General features: G+C 68.5%; 10 protein-coding genes. 5 read left to right on the forward strand and 5 right to left on the reverse strand.

Annotation, left to right across the window (positions count from 1 at the left end):
- Positions 1 to 33: 33 nt before the first annotated feature.
- Positions 34 to 1,008 (forward strand): Bug family tripartite tricarboxylate transporter substrate binding protein, encoded by a 975-nt coding sequence (locus tag ACGLHS_RS31075; RefSeq protein WP_394485652.1) that lies wholly within the window; start codon positions 34 to 36, stop codon positions 1,006 to 1,008.
- A gap of 30 nt (positions 1,009 to 1,038) precedes the next feature.
- Here ACGLHS_RS31075 and ACGLHS_RS31080 read toward each other — a convergent pair whose 3' ends face one another.
- The 3 genes from ACGLHS_RS31080 to ACGLHS_RS31090 all read right to left on the reverse strand — a co-directional run bounded on the left by ACGLHS_RS31080 (position 1,039) and on the right by ACGLHS_RS31090 (position 3,327).
- A complete protein-coding gene (locus tag ACGLHS_RS31080; RefSeq protein WP_394485653.1) occupies positions 1,039 to 2,217 on the reverse strand; it encodes a toxin-antitoxin system YwqK family antitoxin in 1,179 nt (392 codons plus the stop codon).
- An 8-nt stretch (positions 2,218 to 2,225) separates the two neighbouring features.
- Positions 2,226 to 2,831 (reverse strand): MarC family protein, encoded by a 606-nt coding sequence (locus ACGLHS_RS31085; RefSeq protein WP_394485654.1) that lies wholly within the window; start codon positions 2,829 to 2,831, stop codon positions 2,226 to 2,228.
- Between the two features lie 82 nt (positions 2,832 to 2,913).
- Positions 2,914 to 3,327, reverse strand: coding sequence for a VOC family protein (locus ACGLHS_RS31090; RefSeq protein ID WP_093247172.1), 414 nt, complete (start codon positions 3,325 to 3,327; stop codon positions 2,914 to 2,916).
- Positions 3,328 to 3,391: 64 nt separating this feature from the next.
- Here ACGLHS_RS31090 and ACGLHS_RS31095 point away from each other — a divergent pair, with 64 nt between their 5' ends.
- The 4 genes from ACGLHS_RS31095 to ACGLHS_RS31110 all read left to right on the forward strand — a co-directional run bounded on the left by ACGLHS_RS31095 (position 3,392) and on the right by ACGLHS_RS31110 (position 8,475).
- Complete coding sequence (locus tag ACGLHS_RS31095) at positions 3,392 to 4,708, forward strand: TraB/GumN family protein (protein ID WP_394485655.1); 1,317 nt, start codon at positions 3,392 to 3,394, stop codon at positions 4,706 to 4,708.
- An 11-nt stretch (positions 4,709 to 4,719) separates the two neighbouring features.
- On the forward strand, positions 4,720 to 5,091 hold the full coding sequence (locus ACGLHS_RS31100; protein ID WP_093247170.1) for a DUF2946 family protein: 372 nt from the start codon (positions 4,720 to 4,722) through the stop codon (positions 5,089 to 5,091).
- Positions 5,092 to 5,205: 114 nt separating this feature from the next.
- Positions 5,206 to 7,497, forward strand: a complete 2,292-nt coding sequence (locus ACGLHS_RS31105; RefSeq protein WP_394485656.1) for a TonB-dependent receptor — start codon at positions 5,206 to 5,208, stop codon at positions 7,495 to 7,497.
- Between the two features lie 69 nt (positions 7,498 to 7,566).
- Positions 7,567 to 8,475 (forward strand): copper chaperone PCu(A)C, encoded by a 909-nt coding sequence (locus tag ACGLHS_RS31110; protein ID WP_394485657.1) that lies wholly within the window; start codon positions 7,567 to 7,569, stop codon positions 8,473 to 8,475.
- A gap of 6 nt (positions 8,476 to 8,481) precedes the next feature.
- Here ACGLHS_RS31110 and ACGLHS_RS31115 read toward each other — a convergent pair whose 3' ends face one another.
- The gene (locus ACGLHS_RS31115) at positions 8,482 to 10,230 is read right to left on the reverse strand and encodes a phospholipase D family protein (RefSeq protein ID WP_394485659.1); all 1,749 of its coding nucleotides are present in this window, start codon (positions 10,228 to 10,230) and stop codon (positions 8,482 to 8,484) included.
- A gap of 91 nt (positions 10,231 to 10,321) precedes the next feature.
- Positions 10,322 to 12,223, reverse strand: coding sequence for an ATP-binding cassette domain-containing protein (locus tag ACGLHS_RS31120; RefSeq protein ID WP_394485660.1), 1,902 nt, complete (start codon positions 12,221 to 12,223; stop codon positions 10,322 to 10,324).
- Positions 12,224 to 12,459 lie beyond the last annotated feature (236 nt).

A 12,459-nucleotide genomic window follows, 5' to 3' on the forward strand; every position in this document is an offset into this window, starting at 1 on the left:
TTTTCCGAACTACAAACGACTGGAGACTGATCCATGGATCGCCGTACCCTTCTCGCCACGCTCGCATCCGGCGCCGCCGTGGCCGCCACGCCCTTCGCCCAGGCACAGGACTACCCCGCGCAGCTCATCCGCTGGGTCGTGCCGTACCCCGCGGGCGGCGGCACCGACGTGATCGCGCGCGTGCTGGCCGAATCCATGCGCCAGACGCTGGGCCAGCAGATCGTGGTCGACAACCGCCCCGGCGCCTCGACCAACATCGGCGCCGACATCGTGGCCAAGAGCAAGCCCGACGGCTACACGATTCTTTCGGCCGACAACGCGGTGCTGGCCTTCAACGAGTACCTGTTCAGCAAGCTGCCCTTCAACCCCGAAAAGGACTTCACCTACATCGGCACCATCGGCAAGTTCCCGCTCGCGCTGGTGGTGCATCCGGAGTTTCCGGCGAAGAACTTCAAGGAGTTCCTGGCCTACGTGAAGGCCAATCCGGGCAAGGTCAACTACGCCTCGCCGGGCAACGGTTCGCCGCATCACCTGGCGATGGAAATGTTCAAGGTCCGCACCGGCACCTTCATCACCCACATTCCGTACCGTGGCGCGGCGCCCGCCATGGCCGACGTGATGGGCGGCCAGGTGCCCTGCATGTTCCTGGACCTGGCTTCGGGCCTGTCGATCATGCAGAGCAACAAGGTGCGCGTGCTGGCCATCGGCTCGGGCGCGCGCAGCAAGCTGCTGCCCAACGTGCCGACGCTGGCCGAAGTGGGCGTGCCCAACACCGAGGTGTTCGCGTTCCAGGGGCTGCTGGGCCCGGCCGGCCTGTCGCCCGCCGTGGTCAACAAGCTCAACGGCGACCTGAACAAGGCCTTCGGCACGCCGACCGTGCAAAAGCGCTTCGAAGACTTCGGCATGGAAGCGATGCCCGGCACGCCGGCGCAGTTCGCCGCGCTGTCGCGCGCCGAGTCGAAGCGCTGGGGCCCGATCATCAAGCAGGCCGGCATCAAGCTGGACTGATGCGCCCGGCGGCCCGGCGTGGCGTTCACCCTACCGGGTGAACGCTTTTCGGGAGCCGTCCTCGAAGACTTCGTCGTCGCGCTGCAGGTCGCCGTTGTCGTCCCAGGCGCGCTCGCGCGTCACGCGGCCCTTGGCGTCGAAGCTCGACTCGGCCAGCAGCGTGCCCTTTTCGCTGAAGCGCTGGTGGGTGCCGATAGGGATCTGCCGGCCGCGGCTGGTGACCTGGTAGCTGCCCTGCGCGGCGCGCTGGCCGTTGTCGTGGAACTCCGTGACCTCGACCGTGCGCGTGTCGCCGTTGCCGCTGTACACCGCCTTGCTGCTCGGCTGGCCGTTCAGGTAGTAGCTGTCGTCGGCCATCGGCTCGCCCGAGGTGTTCCAGCGCTGGTCGCGCATCAGCGTGCCTCTTTCGGAGAAGGCCTGTTCGCGCTGGCGGATCGTGGCGCGCTCGACCAGCAGGTACACCGTCTCGCGGCGCTTGATGCCTTCGGACGAGAAGTTCTGTTCGGTGCGCTGGCTGCCGGTGGTTTCGTCGAGCAGCGCGGTCTTGCCGTTGTCGTAGAGGTTCTGCGTGCGCACCCGCTTGCCCGCCAGGAACGACAGCCGCGAGCGCAGCGTGCCGCGCGTGTCGAACAACTCGACCTGCGACGGGGTGCCCATGAAGCCGCACAGCTTGGCGTCGTCGGCCACGGGTGCCAGCGTTGGCGCGTCGGCGCAGCGCAGGGCCGACATCTGGCCGCGCTCGGTGAACTCGACCGAGGCGCGCTCGCTGCCGGTGTCCGGGTAGAAGATCGCGCGCCGCAACTGGCCGGTGGGGTAGTAGCTGCGCACCAGCCCGCGCTCCTGGCCGTCGTCGTAGGTGGCGTCGCGCAGCACGCGGCCGGTGGGCGAGAACTCGCGGGCGCGGCCCTGCATGTTGCCCTTGGCGTTGAGCGTGTGCTCCTTCGCAAGCCGGCCCTTTTCGTAGATGCGCACGAGGCCCATGGTCACGCCGTTCTGCACCTGCGCTTCGCGCTGCAGTTCGCCGCTTGCGCGGTCCTTGCAGCGCAGCAGGCCGGTCTTGCCCGCGAGGCTGGCGCCGTTGTCGGGGTTGACGCTGCGGCCGTTGAACTCGCAGTCCTGCTGCGCATGGACCGCCGTGGCGCAGAGCAGGGGGACGAGTGCGGCAAGGCCGATCCGGAGCAGGCGCGGAAAAGCAGCAAGGACGGGCATGGCGCGAACTACCTTCCCATTTCGGCGGCCAGCAGCTTGACGCCGCGGATCATCATCTCGACCGACACGGCCACCAGGATCAGGCCCATGAGCCGCTCGAAGGCCTGCACCAGCCGTTCGCCGACCAGCCGCTGGATGCGTTCGGCCAGCACCAGCACCACGGCGCACACCGCCATGGTGACGCTGAGCGCGGCGATCCATTCGAGCCGCCGCTCGGGCGCCTGCGACACCAGCAGCATCACGGTGGCCAGCGCCGAGGGGCCGGCCAGCGCGGGCACGGCGAGCGGCACGATCAGCGGTTCTTCGGCCGGCGTGGCGGAAGGCGCGGCGCCGTGCTCGGGCGGAAAGATCATGCGCAACGCGATCAGGAACATCACCACGCCGCCGGCGATCTGCAGCGACAGGCCCGACAGCCCCATCACCCGCAGGAAGCCGTCGCCCACGAACATGAAGCCCAGCAGCAGCGCGAAGGCGATCAGCACTTCGCGCACGATCACGCGGGTGCGGCGCTCGGGCGCCACGCCTTTCAGGGCATTGGCAAAGATGGGGATGTTGCCCAGCGGATCGGTGATGAGCAGCAGCAAGACCGTGGCCGATGCGAAGGTGTAGCTCATGCGCGCCTCCATGCCCGGCATGTCGGGCCATCGCGGCGCCTCGAGGGGGCCGCGAGCCTGATTGGGGCGGCCCGGCGCTGGCTCACTTATCGTAGAGCGTGTCGAGCGACCGGAAGCCCTTGACCTCGATCGGATTGCCGAAGGGGTCGCAGAAGAACATCGTCCACTGCTCACCGGGCTGGCCTTCGAAGCGCACCTGGGGCTTCAGCACGAAGTCGGTGTGGGCGGCTTCGAGGCGTCCGGCCAGCGCCTGCCAGTCGGGCAGGGCCAGCGCGAGGCCGAAGTGCGGCATCGGCACCATCACGTCGCCGACGCGGCCGGTGCGCGCGGTGGCGAAGGGCTCGCCGAGGTGAAGGGAGATCTGGTGGCCGAAAAAGTCGAAATCGACCCAGGTGTCGGTGCTGCGGCCCTCGGCGCAACCGAGGACGCCGCCATAGAACCGGCGGGCGCCGTCCAGATCGCGAACGTGGAAGGCAAGATGGAAGATGCTCTGCATGGTTTCGGATTATGGGCAGCGGTGCTGTGAGAATGCCGGACTTTCTTTCATCTTGGAGCAAGCCTTGCGGATACTCCGAAGCCTCGCCGCGCGGATGCGCGGCATCGACATGCAGGCGTGGTTGCGCGGCCTTGATTTCACGGCGCCGACGCGCCTCGTGCAGAACGCGCCGCGCCTGTCCCGCCTGCCACGCCAGTTGCTGGCCGGCGCCTGCTGCGTCTTTACATTCGCGGCCCACGCCGCCTGCCCGCCCTCGGCCATCGCCAGCCTCGAAAAGCCCGGCATGGGCCTGCGCAACGGCATCGACCGCGGCATGCTGTGGCGCATCGAAAAAGACGGCCGCATCTCCTGGCTGTACGGAACCATCCATATCGGCCGTGGCGACTGGGTGCGCCCCGGCCCGACCATCCAGAAGGCGCTGGCGCAGAGCGACACGCTCGCGCTGGAGCTGGACTCGCGCGACGAGGCCACGGCAAAGACCATGTCGCAGCCGGCCGACCCCGACCTGCTCGCGCGCGTGCTCAGCGGCGAGCGCGCACGCCGGCTGGAGCGCCAGACGAGCGAGGCCTGCGTGCCACCGGGCACGTTGTCGAAGTTGCCGCCGATCCTGCAGGTGACGGCGCTGGCCGGGCTGGTGGCGCGCGCCGACGGGCTGTATCCGGAGTTCGGCGTCGACGAGACGCTGGCGGTTTCCGCGCGCAACAGCAACAAGCCCATCGTCGCGCTCGAAAGTGCGGCGGAGCAGTTGAAGGTGCTGACCGGCGGGACCGAAGCAGAAGAGGCCGAGCAGGTCGATGCGGCGCTCGACGAGCTCGAATCGGGCAAGCTGCGCGGGCAGATGAAGGAGCTGGCCGACGTCTGGGCGCGCAGCGACGCGGCCAGGCTCACCCGCTACGCCGAGTGGTGCGACTGCCTGAACACGCCGGCCGAGCAGCGCCTCATGAAGCGCCTGCTGGACGACCGCAACCCCGGCCTGGCCGACGGCATCGAGCGGCTGCATGCGGGTGGCAAGAGCGTGTTCGCCGCCGTCGGTGCGCTGCACATGATCGGCCCGCAGGGCCTGCCCACGCTGATGGCCGCGCGCGGCTTCACCGTGACGCCGGTGCTGACCGACGCGCAGGCGCAGACGGCGCAGCCGATGCCGGCGCTGGCGGCGCCGTCGCCGGGCCCGAGGTCCGCGCGCGGCGGCAAGGCCGTCAAGGGCCAGCGGGGCCAGAAGGGTGCAGCCGTTGCCAAGGGCGGCAAGGGCGCCAAGTCGACGAAGGCCGCCCCGGCCCAGAAGGGCGGGGCCAAAGCACCGGCCAAGGCCGCGCCACGCGGTGCGGCCAGCGCCCGCCCGGCCGCGCACACAACGGCCGCCAAGGTCAAAGTGCGCAGATAATCGCGACCGCCATGCACGCGCTGCGCCACCCCACCCGCCTCCTCGGCCAGATCGGCCGCTGGGTGCTGTTGTGGTTCGTGCTGTCGCTGGGCGTGGCGGTGGCGTCTCCGTTGGTGCACCCGCAGGCCATGGAGCTGGTGTGCGCCGGCGCAGGCTCCATCAAGGTGGTGGTGCATACCGACGACGGCGCGCGCGAGATGGGCGCCTCGCACATGGACTGCCCGTTGTGCGCGTTGACCGGCGCACCGCCGCCGGTCGTGGCGGTCGCTTCTTTCGATCTTCCCTTGCCGCTGGGCCGCGTGGTCCAGCCGATTCCCGCCGCGCGCCTTGCCGCGGCCACTGCCGCACCGCTGCCGGCGCGCGGGCCCCCGACCTTCTCCTGACTTTCAAAACCATCGCTGCATGCGGTCGGCCAACGGTCGCTTGCGGCCCGTTTGGCTTGAAGTTCGTGGAGCAGGTTTCCAGTGAAAAAACATTCCCGCGCCCTGGCGATCGCCTTGGCATTTCCCCTGGGCGCGCCCGCGTTGGCACAGCAGCAGCAGGCGGCCGACCCGCCTGAAGCCGGCGGCAGCGGCCGCGCCCTGAGCACCGTGACCGTGAGCGGCGGCCGTCCGACCTCGCTGCCGGCGCAGATACCGACCACCATCGAAGGCGTGACGCACGACCAGATCGTGGAAACCGTCAACGCCACCGACAGCGAAGACGCGCTCAAGTACCTGCCGAGCCTGGTCGTGCGCAAGCGCTACATCGGCGACTTCAACCATGCGGTGCTCGCCACCCGCGCCTCGGGCACGGGCAATAGCGCGCGCTCGATGGTCTATGCCGACGGCATCATGCTGTCGAACCCGCTGGGCAACGGTGCCACCTACGCGCCGCGCTGGGGCATGGTGTCGCCGGAAGAAATCGAACGGGTCGACGTGCTCTACGGGCCGTTCTCGGCCGCGTACCCGGGCAACTCGGTGGGCGCGGTGGTCGACTACGTGACGCGCATGCCCACGCAGTTCGAGGCGCACGTCAAGCTCAGCGGCTTTGCGTCGAACTTCGACCTGTACAACAGCCATTCGTCGCCCGCCGGCCAGCAGCTCGACCTGTCGCTGGGCAGCCGCAGCGGCGACTGGTCGTGGTGGCTCAGTGCCTCGCGCACCCAGAGCAAGGGGCAGGCGCTGGTGTTCGGCAACCGCCTCGTGAGCGCCGGCACGGTTGGCAGTGCCGGCACGCCGGTGACAGGCGCGGTGCTCGGGCTGAATCCGTCGAACCAGCCGTGGTGGCTGGTGGGCGGCGCCACTATCTACGACACCACGCAGGAGCAGGCCAAGCTCAAGGTGGCGTACGACTTCTCGCCGACCGTGCGCGCCACCTACACGCTGGGCGCCTGGAACAACACCACGCACGGCAGCGTCGACACCTACCTGCGCAACGCCCTCGGGCAGCCGGTGTACGGCGGGTTGGTGAACATCGGCGGGCGCAGCTACAACCTCGACACGCCGAGCGCCGCGCTGGCGCCGACCGAGACCGCGCTCACGCACTACATGCATGGCCTCTCGGTGAAGAGCCACACGGGCGGCGTGTTCGACTGGGAAGTGGCCGCGAGCCTGTTCGACTACTCGAGCGACACCTCGCGCACGCCGACCACGCCGCTGCCCGGCGCCTTCAACGGCGGTCCGGGCCGCACCACCGACATGGGCGGCTCAGGCTGGAACACCTTCAAGGCGGCCGGCACCTGGCGGCCCACCGGTTCGGCCGAAGGCGTGGGCGCGCACGTGGTCGACTTCGGCTTCCAGCAGGACACGGCGCGGTTGCGCACCAGCGTCGGCAACACGCTCGACTGGATCGGCGGCCCGATGGTGTCGCCGTTCTCGGCGTTCAACGGCAACACGCGGCTGCAGTCGCTCTATGTGCAGGACACCTGGCGCTTCGCCCCCGACTGGAAGACCACGCTGGGCCTGCGCCACGAGCGCTGGGAGGCCTACGGCGGCCAGCTCGGCAATGCGACATCGCTGCTGAACTTCACGCCGCGCAAGAACAGCTACGACTCGCCCAAGGCCGCCATCGCGTGGCAGGCCACGCCGGCCTGGCTCTTCAAGGCATCGACCGGCCGCGCGGTGCGCATGCCGACGGTGAGCGAGCTGTACCAGGGCTCGATCAGCGGCAACCAGATCGTCAACACCAACCCGAACCTGCGCCCCGAGCGCTCGTGGACCACCGAGCTGAGCGCCGAGCGCGACCTCAAGGGCTGGGGGCTCGACGGCGTGCTGCGCACCACGCTGTTCTTCGAAAACACGAAGGACGCGCTCTACACCCAGGCGCTGACCAACCTGGTGAGCACGGTGCAGAACGTCGACGCCATCCGCACGCGCGGGCTCGAGGTGGCGCTGAACGCGGTCGATGTCGGCATCCAGGGGCTCGACCTGAGCGGCAGCCTCACGCTGGCCAACTCGAAGATCACCGCCAACAGCGGCTTTCCGGCCAGCGTCGGCCAGCAGCAGCCGCGCGTGCCCAAGGTGCGCGCCGCGCTGCTCGCCACCTACCGGCCCGACGCCAACTGGAGCTACACCGTCGGCGCGCGCTACAGCGGCAAGCAGTACGGCACGCTCGACAACAGCGACCCCAATGGCGCCGCGTACATGGGCTTCTCGAAGTTCTTCGTGGTCGACGCGCGCATACGCTACCGGATCGACCGGCAGTGGAGCGCGGCCGTGGGCATCGACAACCTGAACAACAACAAGTACTGGGCCTTCCACCCGTACCCGCAGCGCACCTACGTGGCCGAACTCAAGTTCGACCTTTGAGCTTTTCTCGTCTTCCTGCTTTTCCTGTTTTTTTCTTCTTCACTCACCCGATTCTTCAAGGAGCTTTCCATGATCCATCCGCGCATCGCTCTCAGAACCGCCGCGGCATACGCCATGCTGGCAGGCGTCACGGCCGCATCCGCTCACGTCACCTTGCCGCCGGGCGGTGCCACGGTCGGCAGCGACTACAACGCGGCCTTCCGCGTCGGCCACGCCTGCGAAGGCGCCAAGGCCACCACCGGGCTGGCCGTGCGCCTGCCCAAGGGCTTCGTGCTGAGCGACGCCCAGGAACGCAAGGGCTGGAAGCTCGACGTGCAAAAAGGCAAGGGCGACGGCGAGGTGCGCTGGACTGCCGAGACGGCGCAGAACGCGCTGCCCGGCAGCGAGCGCGCCGAGTTCGTGCTGCGCGGCAAGGTGCCAGGCACGCCGGGCCCGCTGTGGTTCAAGGTGCTGCAGACCTGCGACGTGGGCAGCGTCGACTGGGCCGAGGTGCCCGCATCGGGCAACTCGACCGCCGGCTTGAAGAGCCCGGCCGCCAAGGTCGAGGTGGTGGCGCAGGGCGTGGCCACGGTCGACGTGCGCGACGGCTGGGTGCGCCAGTCGGTGCCGGGCCAGAGCGGCACCGGCGCCTTCATGAAGCTGACCGCGCCCACCGGCACGAAGCTGGTGAGCATTTCCACCCCGGCCGCCGGCATCGCCGAAGTGCACGAGATGAAGATGGAAGGCGACACCATGAAGATGCGCGAGCTGACCGGCGGCCTCGACCTGCCCGCGGGCCAGACCGTCGAGCTCAAGCCGGGTGGCTATCACGTGATGATGATGGACCTGAAGGGCGCGCTGGCGAAGGGCGCGACCGTGCCGATGACGCTCAAATTCGAAGACGCCAAGGGCGTGAAGACCGCGCTCGACGTGACGCTGCCGGTGGGTGCGCCCGAAGGCGCCGATGCGGCCGGCTCAATGCATCAGCACAAGCACTGAGCACGGTCAAAGCAACTGGTCTGGTGCCAGCGGCCCGAAGAGCTTGAGCATCAGCCGCAGCCCGGCGCCGGTGTCGGGCTCGGTGGTCGTGTCCTTCAGGCCGCTGCCTTGGGGCGCGCGCCAGATCAGCGAGCCGTTCACCAGCTCGACGTGCCAGGTCCGCTCGCGCAGGCCGCGTTCGATCTGCGCCGAGGCCAGTTGCGAGAGTTCGTCGCTGCGGATGAGCAGCGCGATCTCGGTGTTCTGCAGTTGCGAGCGCAGATCGAGGTTCATCGAGCCGACCACCAGCAACCGGTTGTCGAGCACGAGCACCTTGGAGTGCAGCATCGCGCGCGATTCGCCCGTGGCGTTGCTGCCGCCACCGCTCGATCCGCCGAAGACGGTGCCGAAGCTGGCCTGCTCGCTGCGCAGTTCGTAGAGTTCGAGGCCCATCTTCAGCAGTTCCTCGCGGTGGCGCGCGTAGCCGACGTGGGCGGCCGGCGCGTCGTTCGAGGCCAGCGAGTTGGTCAGCACCCGGATGCGCACGCCCTTGGCGCGGGCGGCGGCGAAGGCCTGCGTCATGTCCCGGCCCGGCACGAAGTAGGGCGAGATGATCAAGAGGTCGGAGCGCGCCTGGCCGATGAGCTGCAGCAGGCCTTCGACCACGGTGTCGCCGTTGGCCGCGAGGGTCGATGCCGCCGTGAGCGCCGCAGCCCCGCGTGAGGCGGCGGCCTTGTCGTCCGGGCGGCTGACCACGAGGCCGGGGGCCTTTGCTGCCTCGGGGCCCGAGTCGGCCGCGATCTTGCCGGGCTTGTCGGCCAGCATCACGGCGGGCGCCCAGACGAACTGGGCGGTGCGCAGGTCGAGCGCCTTTTCGTCCCAGGCGCGCGAGCGCTGCGCCGCGGTGGGCGGCACGTCGGGCGGAGGCTCGCCGCCGGGCTGCGCGGGCGTTCCTTCCGAGGCTTGCAGCCGGGCGGCTTCGTCGGCCAGTTCCTGGTCGGCCTTCTTCGCGTCTTCGCGAATTTCTTGCAGCTCCTCGCGCGTGACCAGCGACTGCACGGGGTAGGCGCGTTCGTTGTTCCAGTAGCTGTCGAAGCTGCGCGAGAGGTCCTGCACGATCGGGCCGGCCGCCAGCACGTCCACGTCGATGAAGTTGCCGGTGGTCGCGTTGCCGAAGTAGGCGTCGCCCAGGTTGCGGCCGCCGGCGACGCCGAGCACGTTGTCGGCCAGGAACAGCTTGTTGTGCATGCGCTGCTGGATGCGCGAGGCGTCGCCGATCGAATTGAAGAGGCGGCTGAAGGTGGAGTCGCGCGAACCCGCCAGCGGATTGAACAGCCGCATCTCGATGTTCGGGATGAAGGCCAGGCCGAGCACCAGCGCGTCGCGGCCGGTGCTGTGGAAGTCGTCGAGCAGCACACGCACGCGCACGCCGCGCTCGGCGGCGGTCCGCAGGCTGCGCACCAGCCGGCCGGTGCTGGCGTCGGCGTGGATGGCGTAGTACTGCAGGTCGAGCGTTTTCTGCGCGTTCTCGATCAGTGCGAGCCGGCTGCCGTAGGCGGCTTGCGGTCCGCCGAGCAGCAGGAAGCCGGATTCGTAGCGCGCCTTGTCGGCCTGCCGGCGCTCCTGGACCAGCGTGGCCAGGGCGGTGCCGTCGGGCGAGGCCAGCGCGGTGGAAACCGGGCGGTCGACGTTCTGCGGCAGTTGCGCGCAGGCGCCCAGGATCGCGATCGCGAGAAGGGCGGCGGTGCGGCGAAAGAACGCGTGGAATGAGGGCATGCAGCTTTCCCGGAGCTTGGAGGGATGAGCCGCATGTATAGCCTAGTCGGCGCCCGCCGCGCGTCGGACGGGCGGACGACCGGGGCGGGCGTTAACGCGCGGTGCTCAGTTCTTCCTGCCGTTCGAGGGCGGCGAGCAGTTCGTCGTCGATCTTGGCGTGGCGCTCGGCCAGCTCGGTGGCGCGCGAGGCGTCGCTGGCGTAGATGGCGCCGCCGTCGAGTTCGAGCATCTCGGTGATGCGCTTCTGCTCGGTTTCGAGGGCTTCGATCTGGGCGGGGAGGCCGTCCAGTTCGCGCTGCTCTTTATATGAGAGCTTCTTGCGGGGCGCGTTTGCGCGGGCGGCGGGTTCGGCGCTGGGCGCTGCAGGCGCGGGGGCTGGTGCTGCGGCGGGCGCGGCGGCCTGGCGCTGCTCGGCGATCTCGCGGGCCCGCTTGGACTGGGTCAGCCAGTCCTGCACGCTGCCTTCGTACTCGCGCCAGTGGCCGTTGCCCTCGAAGGCGATGGTGCTGGTGACCACGTTGTCGAGGAAAGTCCGGTCGTGGCTCACGAGGAACACGGTGCCGTCGTAGTCCTGCAGCAGGTTTTCGAGCAGTTCCAGGGTGTCGATATCCAGGTCGTTGGTCGGCTCGTCGAGCACCAGCACGTTGGCGGGGCGGGCGAACAGGCGGGCGAGCAGCAGGCGGTTGCGCTCGCCGCCGCTGAGCGAGCGCACGGGGGAGTTGGCGCGCGCGGGGGAGAACAGGAAGTCGGACAGGTAGCTCTTGACGTGCTTGCGCTGGCTGCCGATCTCGATCCACTCGCTGCCGGGGCTGATGAAGTCTTCGAGCGTGGCGTCGAGGTCGAGCTTGTCGCGCATCTGGTCGAAATACGCCACCTGCAGGTTGGTGCCGCGGCGGATCTTGCCGCTGTCGGGTTCGAGCTCGCCCAGGATCAGCTTGAGCAGGGTGGTCTTGCCAGCGCCGTTGGGGCCGAGCAGGCCGACCTTGTCGCCGCGCAGGATGGTGCCGGTGAAGTTGCGGATGACGGTCTTCTCGCCGAAGGACTTGGTGGCCTCGGTGAGTTCAGCCACGATCTTGCCGCTGGACTGGCCGGAGGCCACGTCCATATTGACGCTGCCTTGCACTTCCCGACGGGAGGCGCGGCTGGCGCGCAGTTCCTGCAGGCGGGTGATGCGGCTCTGGCTGCGGGTGCGGCGGGCCTCGACGCCCTTGCGGATCCAGATTTCTTCCTGGGCCAGCAGCTTGTCGGCCTTGGCACTGATCACGGCTTCCTGGGCGAGCTGCTCTTCCTTCTGTACAAGGTACTGCTCGAAATTGCCGGGGTAGGAACTCAGCTTGCCCCGGTCCAGCTCCACGATGCGGGTGGCGACGCGGTTCAGGAAGCTGCGGTCATGGGTGATGGTGACGACGCTGCCCTTGAAGTCGATCAGCAGTTGTTCGAGCCACTCGATGGAGTCCAGGTCCAGGTGGTTGGTGGGCTCGTCCAATAGAAGGACGTCCGGGGCGGCCACCAGGGCTTGGGCCAGGGCGACACGCTTGCGGGTACCGCCAGAGAGGGAGCCGACGCGGGCGTTGCGGTCGAGGTGGAGGCGATGCAGCGTTTCTTCGACGCGCTGCTCCCAGTTCCAGGCGTCGAAGGCTTCGATCTGGGACTGGAGGGCGTCGAGGTCCAGGCCATCCGCACCAGACAGATAGAGATCGCGAATGGCAATGACGGGCCCCAGGCCCTGGCTGGCTGCTGTGAAGACGTCCGCATCCATATCCAGTGCCGGCTCCTGGGCCACGTAGGCCACCCGGAGGTTCTGCTGGAGCTGAAGGGTGCCATCGTCCGTCTTTTCAAGACCGCCCAGGATCTTGAGCATGGACGACTTGCCAGCGCCGTTGCGGCCGATCAGGCCGATGCGTTCCGATTCGAGAAGAGAGAAGTCCGCATGATCGAGCAGCGGGACGTGACCGAACGCGAGTTGTGCGTCGAGGAGTGTGATGAGTGCCATGTGGCACGGATTATCGGAGGGGGCACAAGACAGGGATAAGCAAGGGCTAGGCGCGCGCTTCTATATAAGGAGGCCTTGAAGACGATTCTGTTGAGAGAAGTCTTGCGCGGCCCGAAAAGTGGCATATACTCGTGGGCTCGACAGATATTGCAGCGATGTGATGTGCAGGTGGTGAGGTCCTTAGGGATTGATCTGCATGCGGGTTGAGAAAAAAGTCCTCGAAAGTTGACGGTGCT

It is taken from the genome of Variovorax sp. VaC1, assembly GCF_043658315.1.
GTDB lineage: Bacteria > Pseudomonadota > Gammaproteobacteria > Burkholderiales > Burkholderiaceae_C > Variovorax.

What these genes read in the sequence shown, in the direction of transcription:
- ACGLHS_RS31075 (WP_394485652.1), top strand. Translation starts at nt 34, where the DNA reads ATGGATCGCCGTACCCTTCTCGCCACGCTCGCATCCGGCGCCGCCGTG.
- ACGLHS_RS31110 (WP_394485657.1), top strand. Translation starts at nt 7,567, where the DNA reads ATGATCCATCCGCGCATCGCTCTCAGAACCGCCGCGGCATACGCCATG.
- ACGLHS_RS31090 (WP_093247172.1), bottom strand. Translation starts at nt 3,327, where the DNA reads ATGCAGAGCATCTTCCATCTTGCCTTCCACGTTCGCGATCTGGACGGC.
- ACGLHS_RS31115 (WP_394485659.1), bottom strand. Translation starts at nt 10,230, where the DNA reads ATGCCCTCATTCCACGCGTTCTTTCGCCGCACCGCCGCCCTTCTCGCG.
- ACGLHS_RS31080 (WP_394485653.1), bottom strand. Translation starts at nt 2,217, where the DNA reads ATGCCCGTCCTTGCTGCTTTTCCGCGCCTGCTCCGGATCGGCCTTGCC.
- ACGLHS_RS31120 (WP_394485660.1), bottom strand. Translation starts at nt 12,223, where the DNA reads ATGGCACTCATCACACTCCTCGACGCACAACTCGCGTTCGGTCACGTC.
- ACGLHS_RS31085 (WP_394485654.1), bottom strand. Translation starts at nt 2,831, where the DNA reads ATGAGCTACACCTTCGCATCGGCCACGGTCTTGCTGCTGCTCATCACC.
- ACGLHS_RS31100 (WP_093247170.1), top strand. Translation starts at nt 4,720, where the DNA reads ATGCACGCGCTGCGCCACCCCACCCGCCTCCTCGGCCAGATCGGCCGC.